Origin of the sequence: Cryobacterium sp. Y57 (assembly GCF_002929505.1) — a bacterium.
GTDB lineage: Bacteria > Actinomycetota > Actinomycetes > Actinomycetales > Microbacteriaceae > Cryobacterium.
Genome location: NZ_PJJL01000070.1, coordinates 26,406 through 49,197, shown reverse-complemented (window position 1 = coordinate 49,197; position 22,792 = coordinate 26,406). Strand labels below are relative to the sequence as shown.

Genomic DNA, 22,792 nt, shown 5'->3' with positions numbered 1-22,792 from the left:
AGCAGACCAACGGTGCCATCGGCCTGCTCGACGAGGTCGTCACCGACCAGGTCTGGGAGTCGGCGTCTGACGGCCCGGCCTGGCTGGCGGGCGGCTCCTACCTGGTAGCACGACGCGCTCAACGCGCATATTCGGCACGTCAGCCGCGCCCTTTTCGCCGTTCCCGGAGGCATCTCCGACCAGAGTTACGTCGGCGCAGCCCTGTTCGCCTAACCGAGCGCCGGCACCGGAGTGACGGTGTAGAGAACACCATCGGAATTGCCCGCGACGACGACGCCGTACGCTGCGTTCGCCATTGTGACCACCTCGGCGTCGACTCCGGCCACAACCTCGGTGAAGCCGGCCGACAGCAGCTGGGCCCGTGCGTCGTCCAGGGGAGTCGTCGACGTGGCGTTGACAGTCACGACCCAGACACCGACCCCGCTCTCGCCGAGGCTACCGGTCGCGAGGAGAACCTCTCCGTCGAGCACAGGAATTTCGCTCGGCCAGTCGGCGGGAAGCTGCCCGCCGAGGCTGACGTCACCGCCCGTCGCATCCTGAACAGCGCCGTTGACGGCGCCATTGACGCTGTCGCGCACGGACTCGCCCACGGAGCAGCCCGCCACAAGCGGTAATCCGGCTGCGGCGACTACAAGAGCGAGAACAACTCGTCGTGTTGGTCTGCTGGTTGTCATGAAAAAACCTTTCACGTTATGCGAATACACCGCGAGGTGCACAGAGTGCCGCTTTGACGTGGTCAAAGCGGCACTCTTTACGATCTCGGGAGCGAAACTGGCTAGTTCGCGTCCATCTTCTTGACGCGTGAAACCTGGCGTGAGCGGGCGGATGCCGTCAGCTCCACCTTGCGAATACGCACGGCAGCGGGGGTGACCTCGACGCACTCGTCTTCGCGAGCGAATTCGAGGCACTGCTCGAGCGAAAGCACCTTGGGCGGCGTCATCGACTCGAACGTGTCGGAACTGGACTGACGCATGTTGGTCAGTTTCTTTTCCTTGGTGATGTTCACGTCCATGTCGTCGGCGCGCGAGTTCTCGCCGATGACCATGCCTTCATAAACCTCACTGGTCGGCTGCACGAAGAACGACATGCGCTCCTGCAGGTTGATGATCGCGAACGGCGTGACAGCTCCGGAGCGGTCGGCCACGATGGAACCGTTTGTGCGGGTGTTGATGGTGCCGGCCCAAGGCTCGTAGCCGTGCAGAATCGCGTTGGCGATACCGGTACCACGCGTGTCGGTGAGGAACTGGGTGCGGAAGCCGATCAGTCCACGCGACGGAACGATGAATTCCATGCGAACCCAGCCAGTGCCGTGGTTGGCCATGTTCTCCATGCGACCCTTGCGGGCTGCGAGCAGCTGCGTGATGGCACCGAGGTATTCTTCGGGCGCATCGATGGTGAGGTGCTCGTAAGGCTCGTGGACCTTACCGTCGACGCGCTTGACAACTACCTGCGGCTTGCCAACGGTGAGTTCGAAGCCTTCGCGACGCATCTGCTCGACCAGGATGGCAAGGGCCAGTTCACCACGGCCCTGAACCTCCCACGCGTCCGGGCGTCCGATGTCAACGACCTTGAGCGAGACGTTACCCACGAGTTCGCGGTCAAGACGATCCTTGACCATGCGGGCGGTGAGTTTGTGGCCCTTGACCTTGCCCATGAGCGGTGAGGTGTTGGTGCCGATGGTCATCGAGATGGCCGGGTCGTCGACCGTGATGGTCGGCAGTGGGCGCACGTCGTCGGGGTCGGCGAGAGTTTCACCAATGGTGATGTTCTCGATACCGGCTACGGCGACGATGTCGCCGGGGCCAGCGCTCTCGGTCGGGTAGCGGTCCAGAGCCTTGGTGATGAGCAGCTCGGTGATCTTCACATTGCTGACGGTGCCGTCCTGCTGCACCCAGGCCACGGTCTGACCCTTCTTGATGGTGCCCTGGAAGATGCGCAGCAGTGCGAGACGGCCGAGGAACGGCGAGGCGTCGAGGTTGGTGACGTGCGCCTGGAGCGGGTGCGTGTCATCGTAGGTCGGTGCCGGGATGTGCTTGAGGATCGCATCGAACAACGGCTCGAGGTCGTCGTTGTCCGGCAGGGTGCCGTCTTCGGGCTTGTTCCAGCTGGCGGCACCGTTACGGCCCGACGCGTAGACGACGGGTACGTCGAGGACGGCGTCGAGGTCGAGGTCGGGAAAGTCGTCGGCCATGTCGCTCGCGAGGCCGATCAGGAGGTCCTGGCTCTCGGCCACGACCTCATCGATGCGCGCGTCGGGACGGTCGGTCTTGTTGACCAGCAGGATGACGGGAAGCTTGGCTTCGAGCGCCTTGCGGAGTACGAAACGGGTCTGCGGCAGCGGGCCCTCTGAAGCATCGACGAGGAGCACAACGCCGTCGACCATGGACAGTCCGCGCTCGACCTCGCCACCGAAGTCGGCGTGGCCCGGGGTGTCGATCACGTTGATCGTGATGGGACCCTCGGTGGCGTGGATGCCCTTGTACGAAACCGCCGTGTTCTTGGCGAGAATCGTGATGCCCTTTTCGCGCTCGAGCTCGTTCGAGTCCATCGCGCGCTCTTCAACGTGAGAGTGGTCCGCGAAAGAGTCGGTCTGCTTGAGCATCGCGTCGACCAGCGTCGTTTTACCGTGGTCAACGTGAGCAACGATTGCAACATTTCGGAGGTTATTGCGTGTAGCAATCGCCATAAAAATAGATCCTTACGAAGAATGAGTGCCGCAGAGTCTCGCGCGCGACGAAGAATGGATACCAAGGGTCATAGTGTGACCCAACTTATTATCCTACCGTATGGTTTATCCCGGGCTCGTGGGGCGCCCACGGCTAAACATCGTTGCCGGCGGCCAGCAACTCACGACGCAACTCGCGGCGGGCACGCTGTTCGGTCGGATCGGGGATCGGAACGGCCGCGAGCAGGCGCTGGGTATAGGGGTCTTTCGGGTAGCGCAGAATCTCATCCCGCGTTCCGGTTTCCACGATGCGGCCGTGGTGCATGACCGCGATGCGATCGGCGAGCACGTCGATGACGGCGAGGTCGTGGGTGATGAACAGGCAGGCGAAATTCATCTGCTGCTGCAACGCCTGAATCAGCAGAAGCACGCGGGCCTGCACCGATACGTCCAGCGCGCTGGTCGGCTCATCGGCGATGAGTACCTTCGGTTCAAGCGAGAGCGCACGGGCAATGCCGACACGCTGCTTCTGCCCACCGGACAGTTCGTGCGGAAAGCGACTGCGATAGGACCGAGGCAGCTCAACGCTATCGAGCAGCCGCTCCACCTCGGCGCTCAGGGCAGCGCCCTTCAAACCCTTGCCGAGCTTGAGGGGTTCCCCGATGCTGTCGCCAATGGGCATCCGCGGGTTGAGTGAGGAGGAGGGGTCTTGAAAAACGATGCCGACGCTTTTATGCAATCGATGGATCTCGTCACGGCTGGCCTTCGAGATATCCTGATCGGCAACGTGCAGCGTTCCCTCTGTTATGGGTAGGAGACCGATGGCGGCGCGTCCGAGGGTGGTTTTACCGGAGCCCGACTCCCCCACGAGTCCGAGAACCTCTCCCTGGCGCACGAACAGGTTGACCTTGTCGACGGCGCGGAACGCTGCGACGCGACCGTGCTTGGGGTATTCGATCACGACGTCGTCAAACTTCACGACGACTTCACGGCTATCGCGCCGAGCTGCAGCGGCGGCCTCATTCGCCAGACGCTCGTTGACCTCGATGCGAGCGGCGAGCACGGCGTCCACCACGATGTCGGTGCCGGTGGCGAGCGCGGCCGTCATGTCGATCGCCTGATCACCGCGCTGGCCGAGGTGCGGAACGGCTTGGAGCAGGGCGATGGTGTACGGGTGGGTGGGTTCGTTGAAGATCTGATCGACCGTGCCGCGTTCGACGATGACCCCCCGTCGCATCACGGCGATGTCATCGGCGAGGTCGGCAACGACACCCATGTCGTGCGTGATCAGCAGGATGGCGCTGTCGAGTCGGTCGCGCAGGCTACGCAGCAGGTCGAGGATCTCGGCCTGCACCGTCACGTCAAGGGCTGTCGTCGGTTCGTCGGCGATGAGGAGCTGCGGGTCGCAGGAGATGGACTGGGCGATCATGGCGCGCTGGCGTTGTCCGCCGCTCAGCTGGTGCGGGTAGGAGTCGAAGGCTTTGAGCGGATCGGGCAGCTCCACCAGGTCGAGCAGCTCGAGGGCGCGCGCCTTGGCCTGTGAGGGTGACATGCCGAAGTGGGCGCGCAGAGTCTCGATGATCTGGAACCCGATCGTGTAGACCGGGTTGAGTGCCGTCATCGGCTCCTGAAAGATCATGGCAACCTGGCCACCGCGCACCTTTTGCATCTGGGCGGGCTTCAGCCCCATGAGCTCCCGGCCGTTGAGCTTGACGCTGCCGGAGATGCGGCTGTTCTCGGGGAGCAGGTCGAGAATGGCCATCGAGCTGGCGCTCTTACCCGAGCCGGACTCGCCGACGATGGCGAGCACCTTGCCCCGCTCGATCGAATAGTTCAGGTTGAGCGCGGCCGGCACCCAGACGTTGTCGACGCCGAAATGCACCGTGAGATCGGTGACCTGCAGCACCGGGCCGGAGAATGTGGTCGTCACCTGGTCGGTCATGGAGTCCTGCTTTCGTCAATACTGTTGCTGCTTCGGTGGTTGCCGCCAAAATCTGGCAGCATAGCTGCATGTCCGTCGCTGCCGTCCCGAACGTTTTCTACTCGCGGTTCAATCGCATCGTCGCGGCGGTCTTCTGCGCGGTCGCCGCACTCAGCGCGCTGAGCCTGTTTTTGCTCCCGACAGCGTCGAACCGTTGGCTGGTCGTCCCAGCCCTGTTCGTGATGCTGTTCGTCTGGGAGATGCTCTGGCGGCCCGACCTGCGAGTGAGCGATGATGCCGTCACCATTCGCAATCCGCTGCGCACCATCGTCGTGCCGTGGGCGGCGCTCGTGCACGTGGACACCAAGTTCGCCCTCACCCTGTACACGCCGGGTCGTAAGTTCGCGGTGTACTGCGCCCCAGCGCCCGGCCGCAGCCTGACCAGCTCCGGACGACGCAAGAGCACCGACCCGGTGCCCTACGTCAGCGGCTTCCCGCGGCCTGGCGATTTGCCGGGAAGTGAGTCCGGGGACGCTGCGCAACTGGTGCGCGCACGCTGGGACCTGCTTCAGAAGACCGGTCGGGTTGATGGCGGCCTCGCGGCACAGACGCCCGTTGCGGTGCTCTGGGCCTGGGGTCGCGCTGGCGTGCTGGCGGCGGGTGCTGCGGCATCCGTTGTAGCCATTCTGCTGGCGTAGCTCTACGGCGCTGCGCGACGTCACGGCTGGGTCTCCAGCTCCGGCTCCGGCCGCGTTTCGCGCATTTTGCTGAGGTTGAACCGGCGGTGGCGCGGGTCGAAGGCATCGCGGAGGCCGTCGCCGACGAAGTTGACCAGCAGCGCCAGCGACACGATGAAGGCGCCGGGCCACCAGAACAGCCACGGTCGGGTCTGGAACGCCGACTGGTTGGAGCTGATCAGCAGGCCCAGCGACACGTCGGGAGAGCGGATGCCGTAGCCGAGAAAGCTCAACGCTGTCTCGAGCAAAATGGCAGACGCCATGATGAGCGTGGCCGACACGATGACCACTCCCATGGCGTTGGGCAGGATGTGCTTGAAGATGATGCGCGCGTCCGACGCCCCGGCTACCCGGGCCGCCTCGACGAACTCGCGTTCGCGTAGCGACAGGAACTCGCTGCGCACCAGGCGAGCGATGCCCATCCAGGAGAAGAACCCGAGCATGATTGCGAGTATCGGGGCGCCGAGGCTGCCGAACCAGTGGCCGACGACCGAGCCGATGACGAGCGCGGGAATCACGATGAAGACGTCCGTGATGCGCATCAACACGGCATCGACCATGCCGCGGTAGTAGCCGGCGACCGCCCCGACCACCACTCCGACAACGGTCGCGATGAGGCCGAGAACCACCATGACGAGCGCGGAGTTCTGAATTCCGCGCATGGTCATGGCGAAATAGTCCTTGCCGATACGGTCCTGGCCAAACGGATGTTCGCCCAGCGAGATTCCGTTGCCGCCGAGGAATTGGGGCAGGAGCGACAGGGTCGGGTCACCCTGGTTCACCTGCGGATTGAGTGATTTGAAGTCGTATTTCCACCAGCCGGGAATGGCGCCGACACCGATGGCGGAGAAGGAAAAAATGATGATGAACGCAATGACGATGATCGAAGCAACGGCGACTTTATTGCCGATGAACCGTCGCCAAATCAAACGTCCCTGGCTCTCGGGGATAGCGCTGGCGGCGGCGAGTTCGTCGGCCGGAATTTCGGTGGGCGGGGTCTGCCCCGAACCAATCGGTGTGGACATTTAGCGAATCCTCACTCTCGGGTCGAGCCCGGCATAGGCCATATCGGCCAGAAAGTTGAAGGTGATGGCCATCGCGGCCACGATCAGGAAGTATCCCATGACCGGATTGACGTCACCGCGAAAGAGACCCGCATTGAACAGACTGCCCATGCCCGGGATAGCGAAGACATATTCTGTGATGATCGCGCCACCGAGCAGGGCGCCGACGTCGAAAGCGACGAGGGTTGTCAGGGGAATGAGCATGTTACGGAAGGCGTGGCGCATGATCACGGTGCGTTCGGGTAGTCCTTTGGCGCGAGCTGTCCTGATGAAGTCCAGACTGAGAACTTCGAGCATGCCGGCGCGGGAGTATCGGGTGTACCCGGCGAAGGAGATGAGCAGCAGCGCAATTGTCGGCAGGGTCAGGTGCACGAAGGCATCGAGGCCCGAAAGCCACACATCGCCGGACAGCCCCGGTGTCTTCGAGCCCACCGTCGCGATCGGTCGTCCGTTCGTAGCGGACAGCAGGTCCCCCCAGGACTGCATGAAGCGGTCCAGCAGAACGACAGCGCCGGAAAACAGGGCAGTGACGAGACCGACCCGCATATTCTGGCCCCGGTCGTAGCCCCCCGCCAGAAAGCCGCTGACCAGCCCAACAGCGATGGTGGCGAGGGCGAGAATGAACAGGGTACCCGCGCTCGACACGTCGAACAGTGGCTGCAGGGTGAAGTACGCCGAAATGGCGATCACCGCGTTGATACCCGCCGTGATGACGGCCCGACGGTTGCGCAGGCCGGCCAGCAGAGTGGCCGAGCCGAGGGCGATCGCAGCGACCAGCAGAATGATCGGGATCGCGCCGAGGCCCGGGCGCATGAACCAGCCCGTCGCACTCATCAGCAGCAGAACACCCGATGTCGTAAGCCCCGACACGAGGAAGACGACCAGTCTGCGCCGCCCGTCACCACCGAGGAGCGACTGCCAGATGGCCCCGACGATGAGGCCGATGACCAGCAATGCTATGCCACCGATCACGGGGTTTCGCAGAAAGTCGTTGAAACCGATGGCGACGAATTCTTTGAGCAGCACGGCGACAAGGAAGGCGGGCAGCGAGTAGAGAAAGAAACTGACGAAGGTGACCGTGTTGTCCAGGCCGCTGTACTGGCGGAGGGCGGTGATGATGCCGATCGTCACGCCGAGCAGAATGGCCAGCACAAGCGCGAAGGTGACGAGCTGCACCGTTGCGGCAAGGGCGTTGGGCAGGATGTCGACCACCCGGGCATTCGAGATAGTCGAGCCCAGGTCGCAAGCGTTGGCGAACGGAATCGCACATTTCGCCACACCTCCGATCCAGAGCACCCAGCGCAAGGGCGGCGGAACGTCAAGGTCGAGGAGCGAGACGCGGGCGTTGATCAGTTGCTGCTTATTGGGCGAATTGCTGCTTCGGAGGTCTTGAAGCGGGTCGGCCGAATAGCCCACCATGACGTACATCAGAAATGATGCAGCGACCAGAATGAGCATGGAAACGAGAACACGTCTCAGAATGAAGGTCACCATGCGTGGGCTACCTCGCTGTCGGGGTTGGTTCGTGCCGCTTTACCGGGCGTTACGACGAAATACGGATGCCGCCCGACCCGAGAGTTGGGCTCCTGAGCGTGCCCAGGAGCCCAACGGCGCGATCGAGCTGGATATCTCGGTCGTGCTACTTACTGACGGACCACTCCCAGAAGTTCCAGAACGGACCGGTTTGGTTGCCCATGTACTCCACACCGCTCACGCGCTTGGCGACACCGAACACACCGGGCAGTTGGAACATCGGCAGGCCGTAGGCATCCGTGAACATCTGCTTGTCCATACGCTTCTCGATCTTGACGAGTTCGTCGGGATCCAGAGTGGTCTGGGTCGCGATGGCGTCAGCGTTGGTTCCCGTGTAGCGGCTGTAGTTTCCACCGCCGTCGGTTGAGAAGATCTGCGAAATGCCGGCAGAGCCGACACCCGGGCTGATCCAACCAAAGATCGAGGCGTCATAGTCGCCACCGGGCAAAAGGGAACTCCAGTCGGGTGAGCCCTTGTCCACAATGTTGAAACCGGCCTTGGTAGCCGATTCCTGAATGGCCTGGAACTCATCGACGCGGTTCGGGTTCTTGGTGTTGTAGAGGATGCTGATCGTCGGTGTTGCTCCGGCGAGGAGCTTCTTGGCGCCCTCGATGTCGACCTCTGCATAGTCGCTGGATCCGTTGTTCGCAATCGAGTCGGCGTACGGCTCGTTGGCCGGAACCCAGATTTGCGAGTTCAGAACCTTGGCGTCCGGGTTGACCGGGGTCACGATGGAATCAAGGATCTGCTGCCGCGGAATGGTCTTCAGGAACGCCTGGCGAACACTGAGGTCAGCGAAGACCGAGGCTCCGAAGTTGAGGTCGAGGTGGTCGTACGACACCTGGTCGCCGGTGAGCACGTCAGCGCCGGTGTTCTCCAGTGCGGTCAGTGTGTCAGCGGATGCCTGCGGGTTAATGATGTCCACTTCACCGTTTTGCAGCGCGGTGACCTGCGCATTCGCGTCGGGGATGACGCGCAGCACAATCTTGTCGATCTTAGGAACCATGCCACCGACGTAGTACTTGTTGCGCTCCATCGTGAACGACTGGCCGGGAGTCCAGCCGGTCGGCACCATCGGGCCACTGGAAACCAGTAGGTCGGGGTCGGTGGGGAAGGCGGTCACGTCGTAGCCGGTGTTCACGAAGTCCGCAGCGGCTTTGAGCGTGGGGTCGGAAGACGCCGGGTTGGCCGGGTCGCCTTTCGGCAAGCCCTTGAGCAGGGCGGTCAGGTCAGCGGCAGAACCAAGCCCGGCCTTCTTGGCGACGATGTGCGCGGGCTGGCCGATCGGGTTGACCAGCTCCCAATCCACGTAGGGAGTGCCATAGACCAACGTCATCGACAGGTTGTCAGCGCTGACCGTGGGGAAAGCTGTCGTGTCGAGACCGGCAGTGCTCGCCGCAATTTCGAAGTAGGTCGTACCGGTGATCACGTCACCGGTGGCTTCATCGGTAGTGGAACTGTTGTAGTAGCCAGCCTGGGTTGCCCAGGAAAGCACCATGTCATCGGCTGTGACGGGCTCGCCATCGGACCATTTGTCGTCGGGGTTGAGCGTGTAGGTGACCGTCTGTGGGTCGTCGCTGGTTTTCTCAAAGGTGCCGAACTTTTTTTCGTGCACGATCTTGAAGTCTTTATCAATATAAGAGAAGGCGGAGCCGTAGTTACCCATGAGGTAACCGACCTGGCCGTTGGTGTCGAGGTTGGATTGCGGGGTCTGGTTATTGAACGACGTGAAGTCGTTGACCACCGCGACCGTCACCGTGCCGCCGCTGGCCGCGGCATCCGTATTCGGGGCGGTGCTGCCGGCTGTGGTGCATGCGGTCAGGGCAAGGGCAGCGACGCCGAGAACGGCGACCCCGCTGAGGCTTTTCCTGAACAGTTTTCCTCTGATGGACAAGATTCCTCCTGGGCGATGTGATCGTCGACACCGGCGAGAGGCCGCGAGTCGATCGTGGTTAGCTACGACCATAGAGAGAAATCCTCAGCTTGCCAATCAAATTGTCGAACTGTTATCAAATAGGTCCATTCTTTTTCGTTCAAGTCGGGCATTCTGCACAAAAATTGCGTCTGGTGCGCTCGTGCACGGAATTTGTCCCGTTTTTACCGACCAAACCGCGGAAAGCGCCGCAGGGCCGCCGAGCTGGATCGCGGTCCTCAGTGGCCGTGAACGCCAGATAGTCCTGACCGGCATTGCCGGTAAGGACTATATGGCTCGGGTCGAGCCGTTAGCGACCGAACTCGAAATCGCCACCGGGGATGGCGGCGAAAAGCGCCTGCGTGTAGAGCTCCCGGAGGTTGTCGAACACGGGGTGGCCCCGACGGGGAGGTTCAGCTCCCGTGATCGTGAAGCGGGTACCTGGGATGACGGGGTGGCAGGATAGAGCCATGCCGCAAGCATCCCTGTTACCGAGTTTCCGGCTCGACCGTTCCCGGAACTATTGGGAGATCGGTATTGTTCTCGCTCTGTCGCTCGGGGCGTCGGCGGTTTACTCCATCGTGTCGATCGTGGCCCGGCTGACCGATACGACGCCGCTCGCCGACCAGTCGGCGACGCTGAACGGCTCGCAGTCGCCGCGCGAGTGGCTCGACTTCACGTACCAGTTTCTGGGTATCGCGTTCGGGCTCGGAGCGGTGGCCCTGGTGATGTTTCTGCTCTGGCGGCCCGGGCAGAACCCGTTCACCCGGCTCGGCTTCGACCTGACCCGTCCCGGTAAGGATGTGTCGGGTGGGTTTGGACTGCTGCTGGTCATCGGCATTCCGGGCCTCGCGCTATACCTGGCTGGGCGCGCGTTGGGGTTCACCGTGGCCGTGGTGCCCTCACCGCTCGACACTTTCTGGTGGACCATACCCATTCTCGTCTTCGCCGCCCTGAAGGCTGCGCTGGTCGAGGAAATCATCGTGGTCGGCTACCTGTTCACCCGTCTGCGTGAACTCGGCTGGTCACCCTGGATCATCATTGTGAGCTCGGCCACACTGCGCGGCAGCTATCACCTCTATCAGGGGATTGGGCCGTTCTTCGGCAACGTTGCCATGGGCGTCGTGTTCGGGTGGTGCTACACCCGCTGGGGGCGCACCATGCCGCTCGTGGTGACCCACTGGCTGCTCGATATTCTCTCGTTCGTCGGCTATCCGCTCGCGCTGGCCTGGTGGCCGGAGCTGCTCGCCCCGGCCAGCTAACTTCTACTCGAACGCCTCGGGCGGCGGGCAGGCACAGACCAGGTTGCGGTCACCATAGGCGTTGTCGATGCGCCGCACCGGCGGCCAGTACTTGCCCCGCACCAGGCTCGCGAGTGGATACACCGCGGTGGCCCGGTCGTACGGATGCTCCCACTCCCCCTCGATTACCGATTGCGCGGTGTGCGGAGCGTTGTGCAACGGGTTGTCGTCGGCGGGCCAGCGGCCGGCGGCTACGGCATCCGCTTCGGCCCTGATCGCGATCATGGCGTCGATGAAACGGTCGATTTCGCCGAGGTCTTCGCTCTCGGTGGGTTCGACCATGAGCGTGCCGGCCACCGGAAAGCTCATGGTCGGTGAGTGGAAGCCGTAGTCGACGAGGCGTTTGGCCACGTCGTCGACGGTTACGCCGGTGGCCGCAGTGAGCGGGCGCAGGTCGAGGATGCACTCGTGCGCGACCAGGCCGCCCTCGCCCGAGTAGAGCAACGGATAGCTGTCTTCGAGGCGTTTCGCGACATAGTTGGCGGCGAGCACGGCTGCCCCGGTGGCCTGTTTGAGGCCCTCGATACCCATCATTCGCACATACGCCCATGAGATGGGCAGGATGCTCGGGCTGCCGTACGGCGCCGCCGAGACCGGCCCGCCGGCATGTACGACGGTGGTGCTGGCTCCCCCGCTGCCCAGCAGGTAGTGCTCGTCACTCTGGGCGAGCGGATGCCCCGGGAGGAACGATGCGAGGTGCGCCTTGGCCGCGACCGGGCCGACGCCCGGTCCGCCTCCCCCGTGCGGGATGCAGAAGGTCTTGTGCAGGTTCAGGTGGGAGACGTCGCCGCCGAAATCGCCGTAGCGGGCGAAACCGAGCAGCGCGTTGAGGTTGGCGCCGTCGACGTAGACCTGGCCGCCGGCCGCGTGCACGGCCGAACAGATGGTGGCGACCTCATGCTCGTAGACGCCGTGCGTAGAGGGGTAGGTGATCATGAGGGCGGCGAGGCTGTCGGCATTTTCGGCGATCTTGGCGTGCAGGTCGGCGAGGTCGACGTTACCGAGCTCGTCGCAGGCCACGACGACTACGCGCATGCCCGCCAGCACAGCGGATGCCGCGTTGGTGCCGTGCGCGCTCGACGGGATCAGGCAGACCGTGCGGTCGATCTGCCCGTTGGACTGGTGGTACCCGCGGATGGCGAGCAGGCCGGCGAGTTCGCCCTGGCTACCCGCGTTCGGCTGCAACGACACGGAGTCGTACCCGGTGACATCGGCGAGCCAGGTTTCGAGCTGCCGTACGAGATGCAGGTAACCCTCGACATCCGCCCTCGGGGCGAAGGGGTGGATACCGGCAAATTCGGGCCAGCTGACGGCCTCCATCTCGCTCGCCGCGTTGAGCTTCATGGTGCAGGAGCCGAGCGGGATCATGCCCCGGTCAAGCGCGTAGTCGTAGTCGGCGAGGCGCTTGAGGTAGCGCATCATGCTGGTCTCGGAAGCGTGCGTGTTGAACACCGGGTGGGTGAGAAATTCGCTCTCGCGATCCAACTCGCTCGGCAGCCCGTGCTGTACGGCGTCGAAGTCGACGTGGCCGAACGCATCGCGGCCACCGAACGCGCCGACGACATAGGACAGATCAGCGAGCGTGGTGGTCTCATCGACCGACACGCTGATGGTGGTCTCATCGACCTGATACAGGTTGTAGCCGCTCGTCGCTGCCCTCGCAACGACCTCGGCCGCGCTCGGCACGAAGACCCGGACGGTATCAAAGAAGGTGTCGCTTTGCACGTCGACGTCGATGGCACGCAAGGCGGCGACGAGGGCGCCAGCTCGCTCGTGCACCTGCTCGGCGATCGCGGTGAGACCCTGTGGTCCGTGGTACACTGCGTACATTCCGGCCATGACAGCGAGCAGCACCTGGGCGGTGCAAATGTTCGAGGTTGCCTTGTCGCGGCGGATGTGCTGTTCGCGCACCTGCAGGGCGAGGCGGTAGGCGGGGTGTCCAGTGGCATCGACGCTGACGCCGACCAAGCGGCCGGGAAGCTGGCGTTCGAGCCCCTTGCGCACGGCCATGTAGCCGGCGTGCGGTCCGCCGAACCCCATCGGCACGCCGAAGCGCTGGCTGGTGCCGACGGCGACATCGGCGCCGAGGTCGCCGGGCGACTTGAGCAGGGTGAGAGCCAGCAGGTCGGCGGCTACCACGACGAGCGCTTTGCATTCATGCGCAAGATCGATGACCGCTTGTGGGTTCCAGATGCGACCGGATGCCGACGGGTACTGCACGAAGACTCCGAAATAATCGCCGAGGTCCTCGGCCGTGGTCTGTTCGCTGAGCGCGACCTGGGCGAGTTCGATGCCGAGGGCGGCGGCGCGGTTGGCGAGCAGCGCGTGGGTCTGGGGAAAAGCATCCGTGTCGACGATGAATCGGCGTGAGGTGGATTTGGAGGCGCGCAGGGCGAGCAGCATGCCTTCGACGACCGCCGTCGACTCGTCCAGCATCGACGCGTTGGCGGTGGTCAGACCGGTGAGGTCGGCAATCATGGTCTGAAAGTTGATGAGGGCTTCGAGCCGGCCTTGCGAGATCTCGGGCTGGTACGGCGTGTAGGCGGTGTACCAGCTGGGGTTCTCGAACACGTTGCGCTTGATCACGGCGGGCGTGAACGTGTCGTAATAGCCGAGACCGATCATGGAGCGTTTGACCGTATTGCGATCGGCCAGGGCGCGCAGTTCGGCGACGGCCTCGTTCTCGGTCGCGGCGGGGGGAAGGGCGCTGCCTGCGTCCTGCAGAAACAGGTCTGCGTGAATCGACGCGGGCATGGCTGCGGAGACGAGGTCGTCCACCGACTCATAGCCGAGTGTGGCGAGCATGTGGGACTGGGCGCCTGCATCCGTTCCGATGTGGCGCTGGGTGAAGGCCGAGGGCATCTGCTGCCGAACCTGCGTTTCCATGAGCTACTCGCCGATGAGGGCCGAGTATTCGGCCGGGCTGAGCAGGGTGGGCAGCGTGTCGAACTCAACCTTGATCAGCCAGCCTGCACCGAACGGGTCGCTATTGACCAGCTCGGGGCTCTCGACCACGGCAGCGTTGGTGGCGGTGACGGTGCCGTTGACCGGTGCGAACAGTTCCCCGACCGACTTGGTCGACTCGATTTCGCCGATGACCGTGCCGCCGGCGACCGTGCTGCCCACCTCGGGCAGTTCGACGAAAACCACGTCGCCGAGCTTCTCGGCGGCATAGGCGGTGATGCCGACGGTCGCAATGCTGCCGTCGACCAAAACCCACTCATGCTCAGCGGTGTAGTGCAGTTGGGATGTGTCTGTCATGGTGTTGCCTTTCGCAGGGTGCACGGATTCAGGGCTATTTCAACAGGGCGGAGCTATTTGACGCGCTTATAGAACGGAAGCGAGGTAACGGTGGCGGGAAGGCGGGTGCCACGCACGTCGACGTACACCTCGGTGCCGAGGCGGGCGAGGTCGGGGGTGACGTAGGCCATGGCGATCGGGTAGCCGAGGGTTGGTGAGAGCGCGCCGCTCGTGATGACGCCGTCGGAAGTCTCGGCGTCGAGGCTGCGAAAAATCTCGTAGTCGGCGCGCCCGGCACGCTTGCCGGCGGCAATCAGACCCACCAAAACGGATACCCCCGCCTTCGGCCCTGCCTCGATCGCGGCGCGGCCGACGAAGTCGTGCTCCTTGCCCAGGTTGACCACCCGGCCAAGGCCCGCCTGCGCCGGGAAGGTGTTCAGGGTGAGCTCGTGACCGTAGAGCGGCATGCCGGCTTCGAGCCGGAGGGTGTCGCGGCTGGCGAGACCGGCCGGAACGAGCCCGTTCTCAGCGCCGGCGCTCATGAGTGCATCCCACAGTTCTCGGGCTCGCGCGGCCTCGAGGTAGAGCTCGAAGCCGTCTTCACCGGTGTAGCCGGTGCGAGCCACCAGAAGTGGCTGACCGAGGAAGGAAGCATCCGTGATGCGGTAATACTTCATGAAGTGCAGGTCGGTGCCGAGGTCGGTGACGCCCTCGGTGGCAATAAGAATGGCGAGGGCGTTGGGGCCCTGCACGGCGATGAGGGCATAATCGTCGCTCTGGTCGACGACGCTCACGGCGAAGCCGTCGGCACGGGCGCGCAGCGCATCGAAAGCGGCAAATCGATTGCCGGCGTTGGCGACGATAAGAAACCTGGTATCGCCGAGGCGGTAGACGACGAGGTCGTCGATGATGCCGCCGTGCTCAGCGAGGAGCAAGCTGTACTTGGCCTGCCACAGCTCGATGACCGAGAGCTTGCCGGCCAGCGCAGAGTCGAGGTAGGAAGCGGCATCCGGGCCCTCGACCAGAATCTCGGCCATATGCGACAGGTCGAACAGGCCGGCTTCGGCGCGCACGGCGTGGTGCTCGGCGAGATCACTCGAATAGCGCACCGGCATCTGCCAGCCGGCGAAGTCGGTGAAGCTCGCACCGGCGTCGACGTGCGCCTGGTGCAGCGGCGAGAACCGCTCCGTATTTCGTGAATCAGTGGAGCCGGGGGTGCTGGAATCGGCCGAGGTCATGAGTTCTCCGGGTGACAGGGCCGAACAGGCAAGGCCGCTTGTGTGCGAGGCTCGGTTGAGCCTCGTGGGAACTCCCCCTCTGTCGCTCGTGCCTGAGAGCTTCACCAGCGCCAACGCACTGACTTTCACCGTGGGCGAGATTGTGAAACACGCAGGGCGTGTTCAATCTACTTTTCAGAGTGGCCAGTTCGATGCGGTACGAGTACCTGAGAGATTGTCGGGGAGGATTGCTCCTTCGGTGTTCGTACGCCTTCGCGCCGAACTCTCCCGCATCGTCCATATGACCCGATGTTTAGTTGTGACTTGGAGCCAGCCTAGCCCCACACACCGCTGCTGCCACGCCGATGGCTGTCGACGAGGTGGGTGTCGATGATGCCGATGGCTTCCATGAGGGCGAACATCGTGGTCGGTCCAACGAAGACGAAGCCGACCTTCTTGAGTGCTTTCGAGAGTGCGACGGATGCGTCGGAGCGGGTGGGCACGTCGAACTGCGTCAACGGCGCTGGCGTGGCATCGGGTTGGAACGACCAGACAAAATCCACCAGGCCACCGCTGTCGCGAAGAGCGACCGTGGCCCGCGCGTTCGTGATAGTGGCGTGAATCTTGAGGCGGTTGCGTACGATTTTCTCGTCGTTCAGCAGCCGAGTAACGTCATTTTCGTCGAAGGCGGCGACCCGCTCGGGGTCAAAGTCGGCGAATGCTGCTCGAAACCCGGGGCGCTTGCGCAGAATGATCGCCCAGGACAACCCGGATTGGAACGCCTCGAGGCTGATGCGTTCGTACAGCCCGTGCTCGTCGCGCACGGGCACGCCCCACTCCGTGTCGTAGTAATCGCGCAACATCGGGTCGACCGAGGCCCAGGCAGGGCGGGCGAGCCCGTCGGGGCCGACGATCACCCCGGGGGCTGGTAATGGTTCCATACGAACCATTAGACACCGGCCCCGCAGACGGCCAGCGCCATGCCGCGAGTGTGGTGCCATTCACCAGGACAAAGATTCGGCCGCCGCCTCGGTCAACTCGATGATGTTGTCCAGCAGCGCCGACATCGTATCGGAACGCAGGAGCGCGATCTGGTCGAGCGGTCCAACCGGGGCGATCGCGGCGAGTTGCCAGGCAGCGGCGGTCGGATCGTGCGAGAGCACCACATCAGGCGACCATTCCTGGTCGGAGAACTCGCTCGCGCGCGACAGGGTACGGCGCACGAGCTGTTCGGCCTGTTCCCGGAGTGGCAGCAGCGCATCGTCCCACGTCAAGTCGGGCACCGCGCGAACGGTGGCGAGCGGATGCGGGTCCTCCGGCATCCACTCGGTCACCTCGATTCTGCGCTCGCCCTGCACGACCAGCCCCAGATAACCCTCTGGCGCGTCGAGCTGGGTGACCCGGGCGACGGTGCCGATGCTGAAGCGACGTTCGCCGCCGCCGACTTCCTGCCCGCGTTCGATCAGCACGATGCCGAACTCGGCCGGTTCGGAATCAAGCACCCGGGCCAGCATGACCAGGTAGCGCTCCTCGAACACACGCAGTTGCAGCGGCATATAGGGAAACAGCACGGATCCCAGGGGAAACATCGGCAGGGTCGTCATACACTCAGCGAACCACGTCATCGGCATTGCGCCAAGCCCTGTGCGCGACGGATTGGAATGGGTTGCATTCGACGCGTAGCCTAGAGGGTCTACCGCGCACCCGCGCAAACGACGAAAGGCTGTTCGTGGACATCACCCTGCTTGGGCATTTCGTGGCCGCCGCCGAGGCTCCCGATTTCGCCCGTGCCGCCCAGGCGCTCGGCGTCTCGCGCGACACCCTCAGCGCCTCAGTGAAGCAGGTTGAGGCCGAACTCGGCTATGCGCTGTTCGATCGTTCCGCCGAGAGCACGATGCTCACCGAGATCGGGATCGCTTTTCTTGCCGACGCGCGTCTCGAGCTCGCACACGCCGCCGGTCGCGGCTCCCAGCCCGGCGCAACCGGTGGGTCGGGCGGCGGCAAGGCCAAGGCCAATAAGGGCAGGGGCCGCGCGCCCGCGGTGAAGGGCCAACCTAAGCTCGGCAAAAAACGCCAGTCGCGGTAGTCCCTGCATCTCTGGCAGACGACTGCGAAGCGTGCCTCCACGCCAAGCGCGCGGTGGCCTGTGACACGCGAGAATCGCGCGAAATCAGAGATCGGTGACCTGCCCAGCCTCGACATGCCAGTGCCGGTCGGTGTGCACGTTGTCGAGCATGCGCCGGTCGTGCGTGACAAGCAGCAGTGTTCCTTCATAGCCGTCCAGCGCCTGTTCGAGCTGTTCGATCGCGGCGAGGTCGAGGTGGTTGGTCGGCTCGTCGAGAACGAGCAGGTTGACGCCGCGCGCCTGCAGCAGTGCGAGGCCGGCGCGCGTGCGCTCTCCCGGCGATAACTCGTCAACGGGCCGGTTCACGTGGTCGGCTTTGAGCCCGAACTTGGCCAGCAACGTGCGCACTTCGGCGGGCGAGAGTTCGGGCACGAGCGACTCGAAGCTCACCGCGAGAGGCCGGGCACCGGCCAGATGGGCCCGAGCCTGGTCGATTTCACCAATCGAGACGCTGGTTCCGAGGTGGGCGCTGCCGGCATCCACTTTCTGACGGCCGAGCAGGGCACGCAGCAGCGTGGACTTGCCCGCGCCGTTCGGGCCGGTGATGCCGATGCGTTCACCGCCGTTGACCTGCAACGTCACAGGGCCGAGCACGAAATCCCCCTGGTGGAACTCGGCATTGTTCAGGGTAGCCACGACGGCGCTCGAGCGCTGGGCCGAACCGATGGTGAACTCGAGCTGCCACTCCTTGCGGGGCTCCTCGACCTCGTCGAGGCGCGCAATGCGGCTCTCCATCTGGCGCACTTTTTGCGCCTGCTTCTCGCTCGACTCGACCGAGGCCTTGCGGCGGATCTTGTCGTTATCCGGCGCCTTCTTGATGGCGTTGCGCACGCCCTGGCTCGACCATTCCCGCTGGGTTCTGGCCCGGCCGACGAGGTCGGCCTTCTTGGCGGCGAACTCGTCGTAGTTCTCGCGGTTGTGCCGTCTGGCTGTTTCGCGTTCCTCAAGGTACGAATCGTAGCCGCCGCCGAACACCCGGTTCGCGCGCTGGGCGAGATCGAGTTCGAGCACGCGGGTGACGCAGCGCGCCAGAAATTCGCGGTCATGGCTGACCAGCACGACTGCGCCGCGGAGGCCCGTGACGAAAGCTTCGAGGCGTTCCAGCCCGTCGAGATCGAGGTCGTTGGTGGGCTCATCGAGCAGCACGATGTCAAAGCGGGACAGTAGCAGGGCGGCGAGCCCGACGCGCGCGGCCTGGCCACCGGAGAGCGCCGTCATCAGGCTGTCGGCGGTGAGTGTGGTGCCGAGCGCGAGGCCGAGGTCGGCGAGGACGATGGGCAGCCGTTCGTCGAGGTCGGCGGCTCCGCTGGCCAGCCAGCGTTCGAGCGCGGTCGAATAGGTGTCGGCTGGGTCGGTTCCGTCGGTACGCGGCTGGGTCGGTTCCGTCGGTACGCGGCTGGGTATCCGCAAGAGCGGATGCGGCGGCATCCAGTTCACGCGTCGCCGCAGCACAGCCCGTGCGCCGGGCGATGTACGCGGTAATGGTCTCGCCGATAACTCGTTCGTGTTCCTGCGGGAGCGCGCCGACGAAGGCATCCGCCGGGCTGAGGGTGATAGTGCCGGCCTGCGGCTCGCCACGCCCGGACAGCAGGTTCAAGAGGGTGGATTTACCGGCCCCGTTGGCACCGACCACGCCGATGACGTCGCCGGGGGCGACCGTGAGATCGAGCGATTCAAAAAGGGTGCGGTGCGCGTAGCCACCGGCCAGGCCCCTGGCCACGAGTGTTCCGGTCATTACTCCATAATCTCATTGACTGCACGGTCCCCGTACCTGCTACTCGGTAGAGTGAGCCTCGGCCGTGCAGCAGTGGTCTGTTGAGGCTGTAACCAGGGGAATCGAGACGATGAACGACAACAATTACAGCTCCGACCCGATGACTTTGCCGCAGGTTCCGGTGCTGCACACAGCGCTACAGAAGCGCGTGGTGCGGGTGCTCATCGCCGGGCAGATCCTTGGAGGGATCGGCATGGGCGCGACCCTGTCCCTCGGCGCGCTGCTGGCTGCGCAGTTGTCGGGGTCGAGTGCCTGGTCGGGCATGGCTGCGACTATGAGCACCCTGGGCGCCGCGCTCGTGGCCATACCCCTCGCTCGGCTGGCGCAGGCCCGCGGGCGCCGGGTGTCGCTCGCCACCGGCTCGCTCGCCGCCGGTACGGGGGCGATACTCGCCATCACCTCGGTGTCGGTCGACAGCTTTGCCCTGCTGCTTCTCTCCCTCATGCTGCTCGGTTCCGGCTCGGCCACCAATCTTCAGGCTCGCTTCGCGGCCACTGACCTCGCCACCCCGCGCTTTCGGGCCCGCGACCTGTCAATCGTGGTCTGGTCGACCACGATCGGCGCCGTACTCGGCCCGAACCTGTTCGGACCGGGCGAGGTGCTCGGCGCAGCGCTCGGGCTGCCGGCGATGACAGGCGCTTTCGCGTTTTCTCTCGCTGCCACGGTCGCCGCCGCCTTCGTCTACGCGCTCGGGCTGCTCCCCGACCCTCTATTGACCGCGCTGGCCGTGCGTTCGGCGAGCGCGGGCATCCGCCGGGCCAATGGCGGTCTGTCAATTCTGCGCGGCAACGTGGCGGCCCGGTACGCCGTCATGGTCATCGCACTCAGCCACGCCACCATGGTGGCCTTGATGTCGATGGCTCCGGTGCACCTGCGTGACCACGGCGCCACCCTCACCGTCGTTGGGCTGACTATCAGCCTGCACGTAGCCGGAATGTACGCCCTCTCCCCGGTCTTCGGCGCACTCGCCGACCGAGTGGGTCGTGTCCCGGTCATTCTCGGAGGACAGGCCCTGCTGCTCGTCGCCCTGACCGTCGCCTGGCTCAGCGACGGATCACACAGCACGATGACGTTCAGCCTGATCTTTCTAGGCCTGGGCTGGTCGGCATGCGTTGTGGCCGGTTCGGCGCTCGTGTCCGAAGCCGTGCAGATCGAGGAGCGCGCGTCTTTACAGGGGTTCTCTGACCTCGCCATGAACGCGGCCGGCGCGCTCGGCGGCGCGATCGCCGGTCCGATTTTGGCGCTGGCCGGCTACTCCGGGCTCGGCATCGCTGCCATGCCCTTGGTTGCGATTGTGGTGGTCTGGTCGGTCGGTCGGCTGCGCGTAGCGACTACGAGTCGGTGACCGTGATGCCGAAGCTTTTCAGTTTGCGATAGAGCGACGACCGAGCGATTCCCAGGGACTCCGCCGCGCGCATCCGGTTGCCTTCGGCTTTGTGCAGTGCGCCGACAATGAGGTCACGCTCCCCCGCTTCCAGCGCCGTCAGTAGCCGGGGCGCAACGCCGTGGCAGTACGCGGGCAGGTCTTCAGCCTGGATGGCACCGACCGGGCGGGTGAGCAGGGCGATATCGAGCGCTTCTTCGAGCTGCCGAATGTTGCCCGGCCAGGGGTAGCGGGAAATCACTCGCATAGCGCCGGCGCTGACGGTGGCGGGGCGCAATCCGGCTCGTCGGGCGAGGACCTGGGTGACGATGTCGGGCAGGTCGTCGATGCGATGCCGCAGGGGCGCCACAGTGACGGAGGTTTCAAAATGGTGCAGTAGGCTCGTATACGCGCGATTGACGGCGAGATCGACATGGAGATCGGGTTGCGACACGGTCACGGCGATGCCGGCAGAGTCGGCGCGAGCCTCCCGGGCGACGAGAAATGCCTCTACTTCTTCGGTGACCGCCGCGCTCAACCGATCGACATTGCGAAAAATGTATAGCGTGGGCGGAGCCCCGACGCTGAGCAGATCGTTCTCCAATAGGGATTGCAGGCCGTTCTCGTTGAGCGCTTCAGCGCCGAACACGACACTGCGACCCAGCGGAACGATCTGGCGATAGAGTTCGGCCAGGAGCGAAACCTTGCCGCCGCCGGCCTCCCCCATCACGAGCAGGGCCGCCCCAGCAGTCAGCGCGGTGACCAGGCTGCTTGAGGCGCGTTTGCCGAGCAGGGATGACACATCGTGAACGATGGCCGCTGCAGCGCTCCGCACGGGTTCATGCACCCGCCACCCGCGCTTTGGTGACAGGGTCAGACCTGACTCTCGGGCCGGGAGGCGTGCCCGTTCGGATTTGATCTCGACGACCACGACGATACCAACGATGTCGGGGCCGACGACGACGCGCTTGCCCCGAATCTGCACGATCTTGCCCGACGACAGTTCGATCTCATCGACCGGCCGACCCGATGAGATCATCAGGTATCGGGCGTGTTGGTGGATGGTCCACTGTTCATCGGGAGAGAACTGGCTCTGCGCCACGGTGTTGCCCATCACGACGGTACCGCCGATCGCCATGACGGCACCGCGGGTGCGAGAATCCACCCGCACATACGCCTCAAACAGAGCCTGTTGCCGCTGGCTGCGGTCGATGAGCAGGTTGCGCTCTATTTCATGCGCGGCCGACTGCACCAGGGAATGCATGAGGGGGCTGGCATCCTCGCTTAGGCAGCTGATGTCGAGCACCCCCTCCACCCGGCCGGTGAGCGGGTCACGAATGGGGCTCCCGGCGCACGCGAAGGGCTGCAGGTGCTCCAAAAAATGTTCGGGTCCCACGATGTACAGCGACTGGCCCGACTCGAGTACGGTGCCGATGCCGTTGGTTCCCACGTTTGTTTCGGCATAGTTGAAGCCCGGCGCGAGCGACACCTCGTCGAGCAGGGTTCCGATCGTCGTGTCGGTTTCGGAGCGACTGAGAATTCGCGCCTTATAGTCGGTCAGCACGATCGATAGCGGCATCTGGGCCATCTCGTCGCTCAGTCGGGCGATGACCGGTTCGGAGCACCGCACCAGCCGACCGGTGAGATCCAGGTCGCTCTGAAACACCGCCTGCGACGACACGGCATCGACGCCGGCTAAAAAGGATCGCTGCCAGGAAGCCGCCACCAATCCGGGAACCGATTGGGTTTCGGCGTGGCCGGAGCGAAGAAAATCGGCGCGAGCGGCGGCAATCCTGCTTCGCCGTTCGGCAACTCTGTGCATATCTACTCCCTTGTGGACTCTGCAAGCATGCCCCCTGCGACCGGCGAACGCCAGCCGCACGGTGTCCCAATGTGGGACACGCCACCGCGGGAACGCGGGGTCATTCTTACGGGAGCGG

The 22,792-nt window shown here is 64.3% G+C and carries 17 protein-coding genes, 1 pseudogene and 1 riboswitch; of the genes and pseudogenes, 5 read left to right on the top strand and 13 right to left on the bottom strand.

The features are described 5' to 3' along the window. Positions 1-209: 209 nt before the first annotated feature. From CXY72_RS20175 to CXY72_RS13015, 3 genes are all read right to left on the bottom strand, one after another. The gene (locus tag CXY72_RS20175) at positions 210-674 is read right to left on the bottom strand and encodes a hypothetical protein (protein ID WP_233197817.1); all 465 of its coding nucleotides are present in this window, start codon (positions 672-674) and stop codon (positions 210-212) included. A 101-nt stretch (positions 675-775) separates the two neighbouring features. Next, positions 776-2,686, bottom strand: a complete 1,911-nt coding sequence (typA, locus tag CXY72_RS13020; protein WP_104128110.1) for a translational GTPase TypA — start codon at positions 2,684-2,686, stop codon at positions 776-778. A 133-nt stretch (positions 2,687-2,819) separates the two neighbouring features. Next, positions 2,820-4,607 carry an ABC transporter ATP-binding protein gene (locus CXY72_RS13015; protein ID WP_104128109.1) on the bottom strand — a complete coding sequence of 596 codons (1,788 nt, stop codon included), beginning with the start codon at positions 4,605-4,607 and terminating at the stop codon, positions 2,820-2,822. 68 nt (positions 4,608-4,675) lie between these two features. Between CXY72_RS13015 and CXY72_RS13010 the strand changes: the two genes are divergently transcribed. Next, positions 4,676-5,284: a PH domain-containing protein gene (locus tag CXY72_RS13010; protein WP_158252570.1), complete on the top strand. Its 609-nt coding sequence runs from the start codon at positions 4,676-4,678 to the stop codon at positions 5,282-5,284. A 20-nt stretch (positions 5,285-5,304) separates the two neighbouring features. On the opposite strand, the gene CXY72_RS13005 is transcribed toward CXY72_RS13010, so the two are convergent. The 3 genes from CXY72_RS13005 to CXY72_RS12995 all read right to left on the bottom strand — a co-directional run bounded on the left by CXY72_RS13005 (position 5,305) and on the right by CXY72_RS12995 (position 9,814). After that, positions 5,305-6,348 carry an ABC transporter permease gene (locus CXY72_RS13005; protein ID WP_104128108.1) on the bottom strand — a complete coding sequence of 348 codons (1,044 nt, stop codon included), beginning with the start codon at positions 6,346-6,348 and terminating at the stop codon, positions 5,305-5,307. Then, positions 6,349-7,881: an ABC transporter permease gene (locus CXY72_RS13000; protein WP_104128107.1), complete on the bottom strand. Its 1,533-nt coding sequence runs from the start codon at positions 7,879-7,881 to the stop codon at positions 6,349-6,351. A 145-nt stretch (positions 7,882-8,026) separates the two neighbouring features. Continuing rightward, positions 8,027-9,814, bottom strand: a complete 1,788-nt coding sequence (locus tag CXY72_RS12995; protein WP_104128106.1) for an ABC transporter family substrate-binding protein — start codon at positions 9,812-9,814, stop codon at positions 8,027-8,029. A 181-nt stretch (positions 9,815-9,995) separates the two neighbouring features. Between CXY72_RS12995 and CXY72_RS12990 the strand changes: the two genes are divergently transcribed. Together CXY72_RS12990 and CXY72_RS12985 are read left to right on the top strand one after the other, a co-directional pair. Continuing rightward, complete coding sequence (locus CXY72_RS12990) at positions 9,996-10,298, top strand: hypothetical protein (RefSeq protein ID WP_104128105.1); 303 nt, start codon at positions 9,996-9,998, stop codon at positions 10,296-10,298. A gap of 4 nt (positions 10,299-10,302) precedes the next feature. Next, positions 10,303-11,094, top strand: coding sequence for a CPBP family intramembrane glutamic endopeptidase (locus CXY72_RS12985; RefSeq protein WP_104128104.1), 792 nt, complete (start codon positions 10,303-10,305; stop codon positions 11,092-11,094). A 3-nt stretch (positions 11,095-11,097) separates the two neighbouring features. On the opposite strand, the gene gcvP is transcribed toward CXY72_RS12985, so the two are convergent. The 5 genes from gcvP to CXY72_RS12960 all read right to left on the bottom strand — a co-directional run bounded on the left by gcvP (position 11,098) and on the right by CXY72_RS12960 (position 17,194). Continuing rightward, a complete protein-coding gene (gene gcvP / locus CXY72_RS12980; protein WP_370446262.1) occupies positions 11,098-13,995 on the bottom strand; it encodes an aminomethyl-transferring glycine dehydrogenase in 2,898 nt (965 codons plus the stop codon). A 27-nt stretch (positions 13,996-14,022) separates the two neighbouring features. Continuing rightward, entirely contained in the window at positions 14,023-14,394 is a 372-nt protein-coding gene (gene gcvH / locus CXY72_RS12975; protein WP_104128102.1) for a glycine cleavage system protein GcvH, read from the bottom strand. 53 nt (positions 14,395-14,447) lie between these two features. Next, complete coding sequence (gene gcvT / locus CXY72_RS12970; RefSeq protein ID WP_104128101.1) at positions 14,448-15,611, bottom strand: glycine cleavage system aminomethyltransferase GcvT; 1,164 nt, start codon at positions 15,609-15,611, stop codon at positions 14,448-14,450. Positions 15,612-15,795: 184 nt separating this feature from the next. After that, positions 15,796-15,891: riboswitch (glycine riboswitch) on the bottom strand. A gap of 34 nt (positions 15,892-15,925) precedes the next feature. After that, positions 15,926-16,531, bottom strand: coding sequence for a DNA-3-methyladenine glycosylase I (locus tag CXY72_RS12965; protein WP_104128100.1), 606 nt, complete (start codon positions 16,529-16,531; stop codon positions 15,926-15,928). Between the two features lie 60 nt (positions 16,532-16,591). Next, positions 16,592-17,194 carry an LON peptidase substrate-binding domain-containing protein gene (locus CXY72_RS12960; RefSeq protein ID WP_104128300.1) on the bottom strand — a complete coding sequence of 201 codons (603 nt, stop codon included), beginning with the start codon at positions 17,192-17,194 and terminating at the stop codon, positions 16,592-16,594. Positions 17,195-17,319: 125 nt separating this feature from the next. On the opposite strand from CXY72_RS12960, the gene CXY72_RS12955 reads away from it, so the two are divergent. Beyond that, positions 17,320-17,676, top strand: a complete 357-nt coding sequence (locus CXY72_RS12955) for a LysR family transcriptional regulator (RefSeq protein ID WP_104128099.1) — start codon at positions 17,320-17,322, stop codon at positions 17,674-17,676. An 84-nt stretch (positions 17,677-17,760) separates the two neighbouring features. On the opposite strand, the pseudogene CXY72_RS12950 reads toward CXY72_RS12955, so the two are convergent. After that, positions 17,761-19,450: pseudogene (locus CXY72_RS12950) on the bottom strand (ABC-F family ATP-binding cassette domain-containing protein). A 109-nt stretch (positions 19,451-19,559) separates the two neighbouring features. Between CXY72_RS12950 and CXY72_RS12945 the strand changes: the two are divergent. After that, a complete protein-coding gene (locus CXY72_RS12945) occupies positions 19,560-20,834 on the top strand; it encodes an MFS transporter (protein ID WP_370446260.1) in 1,275 nt (424 codons plus the stop codon). Here the strand turns inward: CXY72_RS12945 and CXY72_RS12940 are convergent. Then, complete coding sequence (locus tag CXY72_RS12940; RefSeq protein ID WP_104128098.1) at positions 20,821-22,674, bottom strand: sigma-54-dependent Fis family transcriptional regulator; 1,854 nt, start codon at positions 22,672-22,674, stop codon at positions 20,821-20,823. The two genes, CXY72_RS12945 and CXY72_RS12940, sit on opposite strands and share 14 nt — an antisense overlap. Positions 22,675-22,792: the final 118 nt, after the last annotated feature.